16 protein-coding genes and 1 pseudogene are annotated in these 12,857 nt (G+C 54.2%); 12 read left to right on the forward strand and 5 right to left on the reverse strand.

The features are described from left to right. Nucleotides 1-224 precede the first annotated feature (224 nt). Nucleotides 225-545, reverse strand: coding sequence for a hypothetical protein (locus tag T18_RS25800; protein ID WP_038495685.1), 321 nt, complete (start codon nucleotides 543-545; stop codon nucleotides 225-227). A 421-nt stretch (nucleotides 546-966) separates the two neighbouring features. Between T18_RS25800 and T18_RS25805 the strand changes: the two genes are divergently transcribed. The 5 genes from T18_RS25805 to T18_RS25820 all read left to right on the forward strand — a co-directional run bounded on the left by T18_RS25805 (nucleotide 967) and on the right by T18_RS25820 (nucleotide 4,607). Beyond that, complete coding sequence (locus T18_RS25805) at nucleotides 967-1,239, forward strand: helix-turn-helix domain-containing protein (RefSeq protein ID WP_038495687.1); 273 nt, start codon at nucleotides 967-969, stop codon at nucleotides 1,237-1,239. After that, a complete protein-coding gene (locus T18_RS28175; RefSeq protein WP_233284979.1) occupies nucleotides 1,236-1,616 on the forward strand; it encodes a HipA N-terminal domain-containing protein in 381 nt (126 codons plus the stop codon). Before T18_RS25805 ends, T18_RS28175 begins: the two co-directional genes overlap by 4 nt. Further along, nucleotides 1,609-2,073 (forward strand): HipA domain-containing protein, encoded by a 465-nt coding sequence (locus T18_RS28180; RefSeq protein ID WP_244469494.1) that lies wholly within the window; start codon nucleotides 1,609-1,611, stop codon nucleotides 2,071-2,073. Before T18_RS28175 ends, T18_RS28180 begins: the two co-directional genes overlap by 8 nt. 212 nt (nucleotides 2,074-2,285) lie before the next feature. Beyond that, on the forward strand, nucleotides 2,286-2,693 hold the full coding sequence (locus T18_RS25815; RefSeq protein ID WP_233284981.1) for a hypothetical protein: 408 nt from the start codon (nucleotides 2,286-2,288) through the stop codon (nucleotides 2,691-2,693). Between the two features lie 819 nt (nucleotides 2,694-3,512). Then, a complete protein-coding gene (locus tag T18_RS25820) occupies nucleotides 3,513-4,607 on the forward strand; it encodes a helix-turn-helix transcriptional regulator (protein WP_038495690.1) in 1,095 nt (364 codons plus the stop codon). Nucleotides 4,608-4,635: 28 nt separating this feature from the next. Here T18_RS25820 and T18_RS25825 read toward each other — a convergent pair whose 3' ends face one another. Then, a complete protein-coding gene (locus T18_RS25825) occupies nucleotides 4,636-4,944 on the reverse strand; it encodes a hypothetical protein (RefSeq protein ID WP_038495693.1) in 309 nt (102 codons plus the stop codon). A 296-nt stretch (nucleotides 4,945-5,240) separates the two neighbouring features. On the opposite strand from T18_RS25825, the gene T18_RS28185 reads away from it, so the two are divergent. The 4 genes and pseudogenes from T18_RS28185 (at nucleotide 5,241) to T18_RS25840 (ending at nucleotide 7,110) form a co-directional block, all read left to right on the forward strand. Continuing rightward, nucleotides 5,241-5,366 carry a hypothetical protein gene (locus T18_RS28185; protein ID WP_272870622.1) on the forward strand — a complete coding sequence of 42 codons (126 nt, stop codon included), beginning with the start codon at nucleotides 5,241-5,243 and terminating at the stop codon, nucleotides 5,364-5,366. A 612-nt stretch (nucleotides 5,367-5,978) separates the two neighbouring features. Next, a complete protein-coding gene (locus T18_RS25830) occupies nucleotides 5,979-6,251 on the forward strand; it encodes a type II toxin-antitoxin system prevent-host-death family antitoxin (protein WP_075807881.1) in 273 nt (90 codons plus the stop codon). After that, nucleotides 6,238-6,396: pseudogene (locus T18_RS28190) on the forward strand (plasmid maintenance toxin (PemK-like)); the annotation flags it as partial. The gene T18_RS25830 and the pseudogene T18_RS28190, both read left to right, overlap by 14 nt. A gap of 135 nt (nucleotides 6,397-6,531) precedes the next feature. Beyond that, entirely contained in the window at nucleotides 6,532-7,110 is a 579-nt protein-coding gene (locus T18_RS25840) for a nucleotidyltransferase family protein (RefSeq protein ID WP_003518916.1), read from the forward strand. Between the two features lie 72 nt (nucleotides 7,111-7,182). Here the strand turns inward: T18_RS25840 and T18_RS25845 are convergent, their stop codons facing one another. Continuing rightward, nucleotides 7,183-8,079: a DMT family transporter gene (locus T18_RS25845; protein ID WP_038495702.1), complete on the reverse strand. Its 897-nt coding sequence runs from the start codon at nucleotides 8,077-8,079 to the stop codon at nucleotides 7,183-7,185. 105 nt (nucleotides 8,080-8,184) lie between these two features. On the opposite strand from T18_RS25845, the gene T18_RS25850 reads away from it, so the two are divergent. After that, nucleotides 8,185-9,039: a LysR substrate-binding domain-containing protein gene (locus T18_RS25850; protein ID WP_038495705.1), complete on the forward strand. Its 855-nt coding sequence runs from the start codon at nucleotides 8,185-8,187 to the stop codon at nucleotides 9,037-9,039. 1,021 nt (nucleotides 9,040-10,060) lie between these two features. Here the strand turns inward: T18_RS25850 and T18_RS25860 are convergent. Together T18_RS25860 and T18_RS25865 are read right to left on the reverse strand one after the other, a co-directional pair. Next, nucleotides 10,061-10,354 (reverse strand): addiction module antidote protein, encoded by a 294-nt coding sequence (locus T18_RS25860; RefSeq protein ID WP_003518910.1) that lies wholly within the window; start codon nucleotides 10,352-10,354, stop codon nucleotides 10,061-10,063. After that, complete coding sequence (locus tag T18_RS25865) at nucleotides 10,347-10,652, reverse strand: type II toxin-antitoxin system RelE/ParE family toxin (RefSeq protein ID WP_003518908.1); 306 nt, start codon at nucleotides 10,650-10,652, stop codon at nucleotides 10,347-10,349. The genes T18_RS25860 and T18_RS25865 overlap by 8 nt, the downstream gene beginning before the upstream one ends. A 575-nt stretch (nucleotides 10,653-11,227) precedes the next feature. On the opposite strand from T18_RS25865, the gene T18_RS25875 reads away from it, so the two are divergent. Continuing rightward, nucleotides 11,228-11,470: a helix-turn-helix domain-containing protein gene (locus T18_RS25875; protein WP_038495709.1), complete on the forward strand. Its 243-nt coding sequence runs from the start codon at nucleotides 11,228-11,230 to the stop codon at nucleotides 11,468-11,470. Continuing rightward, nucleotides 11,467-12,732, forward strand: coding sequence for a type II toxin-antitoxin system HipA family toxin (locus tag T18_RS25880; protein WP_038495712.1), 1,266 nt, complete (start codon nucleotides 11,467-11,469; stop codon nucleotides 12,730-12,732). Before T18_RS25875 ends, T18_RS25880 begins: the two co-directional genes overlap by 4 nt. Nucleotides 12,733-12,857 lie beyond the last annotated feature (125 nt).

The raw sequence follows: 12,857 nt of genomic DNA on the forward strand, positions 1-12,857 counted from the left end.
AGCGGACGCCAGAAGCAGGCTGACGATTGTGAAGAATATCAGGGCCGCCGCCAGTTCATCAAACATGCCTTCGCGTTCATTGCGATTCCAGTCATAAGCCATAGCCAACCTCCATCGTTGCTGTGGGAGAAGGGTGGTCGGGTATGGTTAATGAAACCTAAAATCAGTGACCTGATTGTCGCCGGTAAGAAGTGCCATTGACGGTGGGAAGGTGGCACATGGCGTCAACGGGCAGGTTCGGCGAAGCTGATCTCGGTTTTGCTGTCGAGGACGATGTGCAGGTCCCGGATCATGGCGGCGGCTTGCAGCAGAGAGTTTCGCACCTCCTCGTCGCTGCGCCATCCTCGTTCTATGGAGAGGGCAACTGTGTGAATATCGACGAGACTGTCACGGCCGGGACCAGATGGAATGCCGATTGTTTCGCGCATGTCGCGGATTGTCGTCACCGCTCGCTCGAGCATTCGCCGCTTCTGATAGCCGTCGAGGTGATCGAGCCTGTTGGCGTCGCGGACAAGTTCGGTAATGAAACTGTTGGTCAGGGTCATGATATGAGGTTGCCGGGACGACCGACTGGCGTCAATAGAAGACCGGCAGCGTGGGCTTCAGGCTGCGGTTTTACGGTGTTGCTGTGATGCCAGTGCATCAGGGCTGAACGCGCGGCGAAATGGATTATGCCGTGTATTTTTTTGATATATTATGATCAAATATCATAGCGTTATGTAATTTTTCGGATGTAAAAAATGAAAATAATAGTAATTGCCGATGTCGCAATTTATCGGACAATGATGATGAAACGATAGGACCGTGAGACGAGGAAAAGACCTTGCTCCTGTCGGGCTCAATCCGAAAGAGGTTCCCGATCAGCATGATCTGGCGCGATCAAGTGTAAGACTTACCGATCGGGAAGTGATTCCTTGATTCTTTGGAAAACTTCCTGTACGGTAAGTCAAACGATGGAGGTTGACGATGTTCAGGTCCGCGCGTGATTTCGGCGCTGCTATCAAGGAGAGACGCAAAGCACTTGGCTGGACGCAAACCGGGCTTGCTGCCCGTTCCGGAACGGGGGAACGCTTCATCGTCGAGCTTGAATCGGGCAAGCCGAGTTGCCAGCTCGAAAAAGCCCTGATCGTCGCACGCGCAGTTGGAATCGATCTTGGCGATCTCAAGACGGTTCAGACTGTGCAAGTCGCGCCGGACGATGACCTCGGCTTTCTGCCGATGTTTGGTGCTGATCAATGACAACCATCTACTACGAGACCTTACCTGTCGCCCATCTGAGTTTTGAAGGCGAATGGAGGTTGGACTATGATCCGGGCGGGGAAGCACGCCGCCCGGCCTTTCCGGTGTCGCTTACCATGCCGCTGCGTTCCGGATCCGTGGGTGCAGCAAAGCTGCTTCCCTGGCTTGCCAATCTGCTTCCGGAAACCCATCTTGCCGAGATCGGTCAGCGCCTCAAGGTTTCCCCGCAAGATATTGTCGGTCTACTTGCTCATATCGGACGTGACACGGCGGGGGCACTGTCGATCGGGGAGCCGCGGAAAGCTGGCGTCAACCTCCAGCCCGTGCCGGAAGCGGTCCTCGACCGGCGGCGGCGTGACCATGAAGATGATGTTTGATGCCGTCAGCGATCTTGTTTCGCCTGGCGAGCGGTTGAAACTTCTCGATGCGGTGATCTTCAATGTCCTGATCTGCAATTCGGATTCGCATGCCAAAAATTACGCTATCCTGATTGGTGCCGGTGGGTCCGCGAAGATGGCTCCACTTTATGATCTGATGTGCGCTGCCGTTTATCACCAGGTGGACCAGAGCCTGCCGCAGGGGATTTCCGGTCGGTTCCATGCGCCTGACCTGCGGCGTGCCGACTGGCAGGCGCTGGCTGATGACATTGGACTGAGCGGCGCATCGACACTGAAACGGGTTGAGGAGCTTGCAAAACTGGTCAGCGTCGCATGCGATGAGGTGGCACGATATATCGTCGCCCTCTCCAGCGATTCGACGAGGATTCTTGAGCGAATTACTCACAGCGTTCAAAAGCGGTGCTGGCGAATTCAGGAGCAGATGCGTGATCGATGAAATGCAACCTGACTATAATCCGACCACTGATTTGGAACCCTGTGCGAAATGTTTTGACCGCGAAGTGCAGTTTAGGAAGCCGTTCTACGATGACATCATGTTTCGCTATGCAGGTGTGCCAAAGCGATAGCCAGTAAGCGGGCGAACTTTCGTAACATGACGCTTGTTGTTTCAAAGTTCGAACCGCTGACGAGACGCGAGTTTTTACCACAATGCTACATCGGCAGCACGACGATCCGAAGCTGGACGCATTCAGGTTTGTGTGGCCTGTATTGATGGTATGCTGCTTTGCTATCGTCGGCGCTCTAGTGCTGGGCCTGCGAGCGTGGCGCTTCAGTAATTTCCCCCACTCCATCGCAACAATTCAGGAAGTATGGGATCAACAAGTCAAGGTTCCGGGCCGCGGAGGTGAACCGTTATTTGAGCCGCACTACGAGACCTTCAGTTTTGGCACGATTGTTTTCGAGCGCCAGCAAAAGGGCATTACGCATTCCTGCATGCAGACGGTGAGGCTTGGAAGACCTAAGGATAAATATATGGCTGGTGAAAAATTGGATGTCGTACCCGCCACCGGGACGTGCGACCGCGTGGATGTGATCGGCCGGCTTCGGGAGCGGTAGCCGGTGTGTCAACCGACAGAGAAGACTGATGGCTCGGAAGGCGGATCATCATGCTCGGACGCAATATTGCGAACACATCGGGACCATGGAGAGGAGCAGTCTTCGTCCTAGCCATGTGCGGGGGGTGAACTCGCAGTTTGTTTAAGTACGTATTTTATTATTAAAATACAGACTATTGAGAATGTTTATAAAAGTATTTTGTGAGGGTTATGGTGTTTTCGCTGCTGCTAAAGGAGCGTCCTCTTGCTACAGGAAACTTGTCGCGCGCGGAATGTCCGCGTCGAGATCCCGATCAATGACGTTATAATCGTTCTCTGAAAATTCGGCGTTATTTTCTGTTTGCCTGCTGATCCACAGTACGCACTGTGAAATATCGTCGGTTTCGAAAACGGGCTCTTGCCTGTCAGGCCCGACCCACATCAACACGTAACGCAATGATAATGCTCCAGTTAGATTACAGGGCAAATTTAATATCGAGCTTACCCCAGGTTTGCGTACCCCAATTGGGGTATGTCTGGCTGATCGGGTTCGGGTTTGCTCCAAGACGCTAGCTGATGTCGTTAGGTGACGATAAGACGGCTGAGAAAAGCAACGAGTGTCCTGCCAGCGATTGAGCGCACATCGGTCCGGACCGTCTTAGAAGCCCCGTTGCGCCTGGAAGGCGTACCTACCTGCTCCAGTTGATGGCCTCGGGAGGTGGATGAGAAACGGGCGGCTTCCAGCTCGACAAGTGTGTCTGTTCAAGTATGCACGAAAACAACTTCTGGATCTGGAGATGTATTCTGACTATACAAATATACTTTGGTGGCTGAGGGGAAAATGCCGATTGATATCACGGTTTTTCATAATCTGCTGAATCGTTTCCAGGATGCAGCGCTGGAGCCCTCGCGTTGGCCCTCGCTTCTGGAGCAGATTGCGGAGGCAACTGGCGCCGGCGGCATCAATGTCATGGCACCGGCAAGCTCCGGGTCGGTCGGAGGTGTTCTTTTCACCGAGAGTTTATCCTCGATCATGGAAGCCTATATAAACGACGGCTGGAACACGCGAGACCACCGGGCGAAATTCATACCGTTGATGAAGCGTAACGGAGTTGTCCTCGAGGAGGATTTCGTCCGTAAAGATGATCTGGATAATCTCGAATACTATAAATTCATGGCGAAGTATGGATTCCAGCATACAGCAGTCGTCAATTTTTCCTCAGGTGAGGACGATTTGTTTTTCGTCCTGCAACGCAGGCTCGGCGATGGCGGGTTCGGGAACGATGACCGGGTTCACCTCGCTACTCTCCGAACCCACCTTCAGATGTCCGCGCGCATCATGGCACTGTTTTCGGCTGGCGACATGAGAGGACGTCTGGCCGCGTTTGAGCGTGCAGATGTTGCGTGCGTTTTCTTTGACCATCGTGGGCATGTGGTAGCGGCTAACCAGAAGGCGGATTCGCTTCTCACCGGGGATGTCAGAATAGCGCATGGAAAAATCAGGGCAGCGTCGTCACGGGAGACAGTGGTCTTTGAGACGACGCTGAACAAGGTCATTCGATCGAATGATCTGGCTCACGGCGAAGTCGTGACGTTGACCCGTGGTGAGAAGAGGCCGTTGCTTGCGCGGATCGAAAGGGCCGGGCCAAATGTGCGCGACGTTTTCGCCAGGTCTTACGCAATGGTGCTGTTCGAGGATGTGAGTGATAAACGTTTCATTTCATATGACGTGCTTCATCATCTGTTTGGGCTGACGCCGTCTGAATGTAAAATTGCGGCACTTCTTGCCGACGGTGCCGACCTGAGAACCGTCGCCGGTCATTGTGGAATTCAATATGAAACGGTTCGTACCCACATTCGGTCAATCCTGCGTAAAACCGGGACCGAACGACAGGCGGAGCTATGTGTCCTGCTTGCTGGCATTCGGCTAGGCTGACACGCAAGGCTACCCCAATATACGGTGCTCAGCCGCATGATGCTGATGCCTGGTTTTTTGCATCGTGCAAAAGTCTTTCCAGATCCTGCTTATAGGCCCGTAGCCCCGGATCGCTCAGGCATTGTTGCACGAGCCGCAGGCTTTCGGTGTAGAGAGCCACACCCGCTTTTGCTGTGCCGCAAATGCCGATTGCATTCCGGGCACGTGTTGCAAACGGATGGATCTTCTCACTCATATACGTGTCCGAGCAGATATCCTTGCCAAGTACCGCGTGTTCGCTTGCGGCGAAAGCAATCAGGATTACGGCGCTGGTTCGGATGCATTTTTTAAATTGCATGTTTGAAGTCCCCAAGCTGAATTTTTGCATCTGGGAAGATTGCGTATTGTCCGCGTCCTGGATGTGAGCGGTTAGAGACAAACAAAAAGACGGAGCTGTCGCATTCTCCAATTAGGGTACGATTATTGTGCCCGTTTATGATGGTGTCTGGCGCATCGTCAGCGCATCGGGCGAGGGATATAGCCTTGCGCTGAGGAATGATTCATCCGTTCAGCGAGAGGTTAGAATGAACTGGCGTGTAACTTTTCTTATCCTTATGTCATCACTTTCCGTGTTTCCTTTTTCCGGACAGGCCGATGCGCGGTGTGAACTGGCCCCGGCTAACGGTGGCCGATCTTCCGGGTGCGGCGGTGGCGCTGCGCAACGACAATCATCTGGAGCTGATGCAGCCGCATTGCTGGGGCTCGGCATTGCTATACTGAACGCTCTACCGGAACCCGAGGACAGACCTGTACAGACATTTCGTCCACGCTCGTCGGATAATATCGATCGGATGAGCCGGGCATTTGGCAGAGCAGGCGCAATTGCCAACGCTGCAAGTACGCCCGATCCCAGACCGTCGGTTCAGAGGCCGATTAAGAATGGCCAGGCGCCTTACGCGAATGATGATTGCGTAGCATTTAAACAGCGCAGTCGGGGCAGGATCGATTGGGACTACGTTGACGTCATCAACAAGTGCAATATCCCCGTACAGGTCGTCATGTGCTACTATATGCCCGGAGATGAGCGAAAATGTGCCGGCAAATCAGCTTGGGGTACGACATCAACAATCGGTTCTCGTGGGAAAACCGTAAGCGTCTCGGACACCCGTTCGCACCCATACAAAGTAAAGTACTTTGTATGTGACATGAGCGGTGTGCGCAACAACAGCAAACTGTGCTTGCGACCCACGGTGTGATGTCTCATGGGCAGCGGTTTCTGTACGAGGAGCCGCTGACTGTATTTGATTATGTAATTCAGATTTTTGTATTAAGATATACTACTTAATACTCGGTACGGTTCTTTCTTTTGCACCGGCTCCCGGCGGCTGAGTTATTCTGCCACTTTCTCCAACACGGCTCGAAAATTTTGGAGCCTATCATCACGCTGCAGTCCGCGAGCCCGTCATTATCACCAAGAACGGTCGGCGTCGCACCGTTGTGATTGCCTATGAGGACTATATGCGCCTCGCAAAGCGTGATCGCCGAGTCGAACTTTCGACGACGCTCGGCGACGATGACCTCGCCGCCACTGAAGCATCGCAGATGGAGCCGGGTCTGGAACATCTCAACGCCGAACTGTTGAGGTACAAGCATTCTGCCGACTGAACCAAAGGTCGGCGGGCTGTTCAGATATTCGCACCTTTGGCATTGGCCGCATCTCGAAGGCCGTGAGGAGGGCGACAAGGATCGACCGGTGCTGGTTCTGGCGATAGTTGACGAAAGCTTCGATGAAGCGGACGGGGTTGTCCGGGCCGACGTAACCATCAACCGCTTCCGGCAGAAGCAGCAATTGCGTGCGATCTGTTCATAAGAGATGTGCCATGGCAGAATCCCGCGCAATATAGTGCTGTGTGGAATTAGCCAAGCCGTTTCAAGAAAGATTTACGTGAGCGACAAACTACATCTGGAATTACAGGCGATCGTCTACAAGAGCCCGCTGCTTTCGTCGGTCCTTGGCAAATGGGACGAGATTGCACTGCCTGATTCCTGGCTTGTGGCTGGTGCTGTCGCCCAAACCGTTTGGAACCACGTTTTTGGTTTCCCGCCCGTTTATGGCATCCAAGACATCGACATTGTTTATTTCGACCCCGACGATCTTTCCGAGGCCTCAGAAGCCGAACACTCGGCCCGCATCCGCGCAGCATTCTCTGAGTTGAAAGTCTGGATCGATGTGAAAAACCAAGCCAGGGTACACTATTGGTACGAGGCCAAGTTCGGCTATTCAATTAATCCGTACACCTCAACAACCGAGGCCATAAGCACTTTTCCGACAACGGCGGCAGCCGTAGGCCTACGCCCTCACCACGCTGCCCTGGAGCTGTGCACTCCATACGGACTTGCCGACTTGCTTGGTGCTGTCGTCCGCCCAAACAAAAAGCAGATTACACGCGAAATATACGAGAAGAAAATCGGTCGCTGGATCAAATTGTGGCCCGAACTCACAATCGTCGACTGGGATAAATAGTGTGGCCAGCAGAGTTTTTTGGACGTTCTGTGGGATTTCTGCGACAAGACTGAGTTCACTGTCTTCTGTTTCTCAAGTAGCCGAAACTGACAGGTGGCGGCGAACACCCCATTTCAGCGTCACGCCGAGGCTTGCGATCAAAATGCAGCCTACGCCAGCATATTGCGCCAATCCCAACCGATGGCCATAGACGATGGCATCAACCATGATGGCAGTGGCCGGATAGAAAAACAGTAATACGGCTGCCAAGGGCGTCGAGAGCTTGGGCAGTGCGTTGTATAGCAGCATGTACACACCACCGGTGTGCACGACGCCGATGACGGCAAACCAGCCCCATTGAACGGATGATACCTCCAGAGGTCCTAGCGGCACTACAAGCGCCAAGAGCACTATGCCGCAAATGCACTGAACGAGGGCCAATTGAGGTCCGCTGATGCCTGTCAGTCCTTTGGCGATGATAGTAACAACGGAATAGAAAAATGCACCGGCGAGCGCACAGCAAATCCCCAGCAGCCAGGATGCATCGGCAGTTGTCTGGCCGTTGCTGGACCCCGTGGCGAAAGCGAGTCCGATCAGGGCCACGGCGATCCATGCGAAGGTGGCGGCATGCAACCGTTCCCGAAAAACGAACGCCCCGATCAACACCACCATGAAGGGCTGAACATGAAAAACAATCGTTGCGACCGCGATGCCGATGTGTTGCATGGCTGTAAAGAACAACACCCAATTGCCGACCATCAGCAGGCCACTGGCGAGCGCAAGACCGAGGACTCGTGGCGGCAGGCGCAATACGCCGAAAAGATTACCTCGCATGGCACCATAAAGTGCGAGCACCAGGCCACCGATTACACATCGGTAAAAGGTGACCGATAGCGGGTCCGCATCGCTTTCCAAAACACAGACCCCAAGTGTTCCCAACAACATCTGGGCAGACGTCACGCCGAAAAAACCGTGAATTTGTCTGCTCATGCTGTCTCGCTCCTGATCAAGTTCGCCTGCTTCAGGATTGGACGTTTACGATTAATTACACAATCAATATAATATGAACATACTCATTGGAGTTTCCAAACAATCATGGAATTTGATCACACCTTACTCCGTACCTTCGTCGCATGTGTCGATTTGATGAGTTTCACGCGGGCGGCGTCCGCAGTGCACAAATCGCCCGCCACTGTATCCACGCAGATTAATCGGCTCGAAGCCGAAGTAGGGGCACCGCTTTTCATCCGCGACACACGCAATCTGGCTCTGACCCAGACTGGTGAGGAACTGGAGGCCTATGCACGACGCATTCTGCGGCTGCATGACGAGGCCGCGGAAGCTTTTCGCAAGCCCGATATTGCCGGGTCGATCACCATCGGCGCGCCTGATGACTATATCTCCCATATCATGCCGCCCGTGTTACGCCGCTTCGGCCAGTTGTTCCCCCGCGTCGCCATTAAAATCGTTTGTTCTCAATCAACAGTGCTTGTGCCGCAAGTCGAGAGGGGAGACATCGATCTCGCCATCGTAACACGGTCGCGGGGTGTGGAAGGTAAGCTCCTGCGACAAGAGCCTATGATCTGGATTGCCTCCCGCGATCGGATTGCGTTGGAAAGGCGTCCGCTCCCTGTTGCATTGTTCGAACCTGGAAGCCAGGCACGCGCCGTTGTTCTAGCCGCGTTGGGGAAAAGCGATATCCGCTTCCAGCCGGCTTATGAGAGTTTCAGCCTGTCTGCTCTTCTCACTGTTGTTGAGGCTGGACTTGCAGTGGCTGCCGTCACGCGCATGTCGGCCCCGTCCACTGTTGTGGAACTGGCGCAGGCCGACGTGTTACCCTTGATAGAGCACCTTGACGTTGCCCTGATACGTAGCGCTGGGTCCAACAATTCGCTTTGCGATTTCATGGCGGAAGCCATTCACAGCAGTGCGGAAGGCATGACTAGATAAGGCAGTGGCAAAGCTTGACACTTACAGGACGTTAGCTGCCGCGTCGGCAATTCCGCAGAAATCCTAAACACTTATCCGCAAAATGGGCCGAATGCCGTCGTGGCGTAGAAGCGCCAAAAGCTGCCATGGTCTCGGGCTTGTCCCACAGCTCCGCTTGCTGTTGACGACCTAACTGCCAGAATGCGCGCGGCATCGACGTTGCCGAAGTGCCGTCGCAGCGCGTCGCTGCCAATATGCGCAGCAGACAAGTTCGAGCGATGAACTCGCTGACCGCTTTCTTGCGCGCGATTTCCAGTCGTACACCCCGGTCAAACCCTCAAGATGCTGGTTCTCGTGCAGATGCTTGATGTGGCCGCGCAGCTCGTAGAGATCGCCCATGAAGTCATGATGCCGGGGACCGACAAACAGTTTTGTGCGGCTCTTGAAGCGCGGCTTACGAGGATCAGCCCCTCTATGCAGCGCACGAATTGGTGCACGCGATCAAGGATATCGGTCGCGGTTTGCGCCTCCTGATAGATAGCTAGGCAGCGGCGCAGCCCTCGTGGACGACCACTTTCTCCAGAACCATGGGCTTTGCGAGAATGGAAACCTCTCAGTATCTCGACCGCGAGGGAAACCTTTTCACCGGATAACGTCGTCGGTTTGCGAAGGACTATGCACTTCATGACATTCACATAGAATGCCGCGAACGCTTCCTCGTTTCTGGCAACTATGTTGATATGCGCAAGTCTCACGGCAGTATACATCCTCGTCTCTGACGCGACCATACCAAGTTTACGTCAAGTGAAGTAAAAAGTCCGCAATCGGCCGACGGCCGACTTGGCGCAGAACCGCCAATTGCGGTCATTCGCTTCAGGCTATGGCATTGTCAGACCTTGGACCGGAAGCCGTCGTGGCGACGAGGGGTGGAGTTCCAAAGGGGAACCCCTCGCGCCTGGTCCTGCCGCTTGATGCGGAAGGATCAGGCGAGTGGATGCTTTGTCAGTAGCTTGTTTCTGCCGCGTGTATGCGGACCACCGTGTTACTGCGCGGCATGGGCCTTGGCGGTCATATCAACACCGAGTGCTCTCATAACCGCCAATGTCGTTTTGAGCGTTGGGTTGCCGTGCTCGCTGAACGATCGATAAAGCTGTTCGCGAGACAGGCCTGTTTTACGCGAGATTTCGGTCATCCCTTTAGCACGCGCGACGACGCCAAGCGCCTTTGCAACATAGGCTGCATCGCCGGTTTCGAAGGCGTCGGCCATGAACGCGGCGATTTCTTCATCATCGACCAAGGCGGCAGCAGGATCATAGGTTGTCAGTTTTTCAGTCATCTTTTTCGCTCCATTCCTTGGCGAGTTTATGCGCGGCAGCAATATCACGGGCTTGCGATCCTTTGTCGCCACCGCATAAAAGCACGATGAGAACATTGCCCCGTCTCTGAAAGTAGACGCGATAGCCGGGGCCATAGTGTATTCGCAATTCACTGACGCCTTCCCCAACCGGCTCGACGTCTCCCGGCAAGCCTTCTGCCAGCCGCATCAATCGCGCCGCAATGATAGTCCTCGCTCGTTTGTCCCTTAGACGGGTTTCCCATTTGGCGAAAACCGCCGTCTGCTTTAGCTCGATCATGAGATTTACCGTAGTCTACAAACTACACTATTGCAAGGTTGGAGGAGAATCGATGGCCTTAAAAAAGCGCAGCTGGCCCCGCTTGTGCACGTCGGACTTAGCGGGCCGCGTAGGCTCTCTATTTCCCGCGGGGAATGTTCGACGGATCGAGCAACTCCGCGTATGCTGGATGGACCGATCTGCTGAAGATGTTCAATCAACTCCCACCTTTTGGGGGTAAAGTCATTTTCCTTATAACGGCTTTATATGTGTCGGCTGCCGGATTGCCGCCAGCGGCGGTCTCCGGCGGCGATTGGCTCAGTCAGGTAGCCGTTACTTATCTGGCGCGGGACGTTTGTTGCTGCAGTTGATGTGGTTTGAGCGTCCGTGCACTCAGTACGATCCTTTCTTTGGTGCTGGCTTCCGGCGGCTAAGTTATGCCGCCACCTTTTCCGACATGGCTCAAATCACCGACTTGCGATTTATTTAAATGCTATTATATTGGCAGTAATGTCATTTATTTGTATTTGGGTGATAATATGTTAGCATTTAGAATGGTTTCCCCGGTGGAAGTTATCAGAGGTTTGGCGGACAGAATGAAGCGCCGACGGATTGAGCATGGATTGACCCAGCGTGACCTGGCTTCGAGATCGAATGTGTCCTACGGATCGCTGAGGCTATTTGAAGAAACCGGGAAAATTTCGCTCGAGAGCCTTGTGAAAATTGCGTTTGCCCTTGAGGCGGAGGCGGAGTTCGAACGCTTGTTTCCAGGTCGGCCGCCGCAGAATATCGATGATGTCATTGATCGTCCTCTCAAGCAGCGTGTGCGCCGGAAATGAAGTTCAAGCCAATCCAGCAGATTAAGGTTTATCTGGATCTCGAAGGGAACGAGAGGAAACTCGGTACCCTCGCCTGGAGTGGCAAGGAACGGAGGGCTTACTTCGAGTACGCGGCGGAGTTTCTGACATCGCCCCTTTTGATTTCTCCATTCCATATGATGGCGGCCACCGGGTTGATTGCGGCGCCTCGCGATCCGTTCGACGGGCTCCATGGGCTATTCAACGACAGCCTGCCTGACGGGTGGGGTCGTCTGTTGCTGGACCGCCGTCTACAGCGAGCGGGCATTGATTACACCCGGCTCACGCCGGTTGACCGTCTCTCGGCGGTGGGCAGAACGGGAATGGGGGCACTCTCATACATTCCGGAATTGCCAGACGATCAGAAACAACAGGCCGTCACTGATCTCGATTGGTTCGCTGATCAGGTGGAGTTGGTACAGACGGAGATGGACATCGCCGACATCGATCGTTTGCAGGGCGCACAGGGCGGATCCGCGGGTGCACGTCCGAAGATTATGATCGGCTTCAACCAAGTGGAAAATACCTGTGTTCTGGACTACGGCCAGCCGTTGGGCGCGGGGTTTGAAAGGTGGATGGTCAAGGCACCTAGTTCCGATGATCCGCGGGAGATTGGCGCTGAAGAAAGAGCCTATGCGCTTATGGCGGTAGCTGCAGGACTGACGATGGCTGACACGCAGCTGTTGGAGACCCGGAAAGGAAGGCGGCTTTTCGCGACGAAACGTTTTGACAGGACACCTGCCGGCAGGCTCCACATGCACACGGCAAGCGGCCTGTTGAATGCCAGCCATCGTGAGGCGAGTGTGAACTATGAGCAACTTCACAAGCTGACCCATATGATGACCCGCGACGCTGCGGAAGTCCTCAAGATGTTTCGAAATATGGTGTTCAATGTCTATGCCAGAAATCGCGACGACCATGCTAAAAACCATGCATTTCTTATGGACGGGAATGGTAGGTGGTCTCTGGCACCCGCATACGATCTTACGTTTTCGTCCGGGCCAGGCGGTGAGCACAGCGCTGCAATAGCCGGGGAAGGTAGAACCCCCGGCATGTCTCACCTTTTGGCGGTCTCCAGAGCGGCTTCGATCCCGGATCAAGATGCCAGGGAGGTTATAGAGCAGGTTCGAGAGGCCGTAGATCGGTGGCCGCAGTTTGCGGAAGAAGTTCGGCTATCCAGATCCCGTACTGCTGAACTCGACAAATTCCTGAATGGTAATCGGCTGGCTGATCGGCAATTTTAGTGGCCCTTGGCGGCGCTCATCGGTTTAGATGAACGTCAAGCCGTGCCTTACGCGCCTTTTATGATGTCGCAGATGCCCTTGCGGATGACGTCCTTGTCGGCGATCTGTCCTGCCTGAATGTTGAA

It is taken from the genome of Rhizobium sp. TBD182, assembly GCF_001950375.1.
Taxonomy (GTDB): Bacteria; Pseudomonadota; Alphaproteobacteria; order Rhizobiales; family Rhizobiaceae; genus Agrobacterium; species Agrobacterium tumefaciens.

What these genes read in the sequence shown, in the direction of transcription:
- T18_RS28175 (WP_233284979.1), top strand. Translation starts at nt 1,236, where the DNA reads ATGACAACCATCTACTACGAGACCTTACCTGTCGCCCATCTGAGTTTT.
- T18_RS28180 (WP_244469494.1), top strand. Translation starts at nt 1,609, where the DNA reads ATGTTTGATGCCGTCAGCGATCTTGTTTCGCCTGGCGAGCGGTTGAAA.
- T18_RS25820 (WP_038495690.1), top strand. Translation starts at nt 3,513, where the DNA reads ATGCCGATTGATATCACGGTTTTTCATAATCTGCTGAATCGTTTCCAG.
- T18_RS25800 (WP_038495685.1), bottom strand. Translation starts at nt 545, where the DNA reads ATGACCCTGACCAACAGTTTCATTACCGAACTTGTCCGCGACGCCAAC.
- T18_RS25875 (WP_038495709.1), top strand. Translation starts at nt 11,228, where the DNA reads ATGAAGCGCCGACGGATTGAGCATGGATTGACCCAGCGTGACCTGGCT.
- T18_RS25815 (WP_233284981.1), top strand. Translation starts at nt 2,286, where the DNA reads ATGCTACATCGGCAGCACGACGATCCGAAGCTGGACGCATTCAGGTTT.
- T18_RS28185 (WP_272870622.1), top strand. Translation starts at nt 5,241, where the DNA reads ATGCGCGGTGTGAACTGGCCCCGGCTAACGGTGGCCGATCTTCCGGGT.
- T18_RS25860 (WP_003518910.1), bottom strand. Translation starts at nt 10,354, where the DNA reads ATGACTGAAAAACTGACAACCTATGATCCTGCTGCCGCCTTGGTCGAT.
- T18_RS25880 (WP_038495712.1), top strand. Translation starts at nt 11,467, where the DNA reads ATGAAGTTCAAGCCAATCCAGCAGATTAAGGTTTATCTGGATCTCGAA.
- T18_RS25805 (WP_038495687.1), top strand. Translation starts at nt 967, where the DNA reads ATGTTCAGGTCCGCGCGTGATTTCGGCGCTGCTATCAAGGAGAGACGC.
- T18_RS25825 (WP_038495693.1), bottom strand. Translation starts at nt 4,944, where the DNA reads ATGCAATTTAAAAAATGCATCCGAACCAGCGCCGTAATCCTGATTGCT.
- T18_RS25865 (WP_003518908.1), bottom strand. Translation starts at nt 10,652, where the DNA reads ATGATCGAGCTAAAGCAGACGGCGGTTTTCGCCAAATGGGAAACCCGT.
- T18_RS25850 (WP_038495705.1), top strand. Translation starts at nt 8,185, where the DNA reads ATGGAATTTGATCACACCTTACTCCGTACCTTCGTCGCATGTGTCGAT.
- T18_RS25845 (WP_038495702.1), bottom strand. Translation starts at nt 8,079, where the DNA reads ATGAGCAGACAAATTCACGGTTTTTTCGGCGTGACGTCTGCCCAGATG.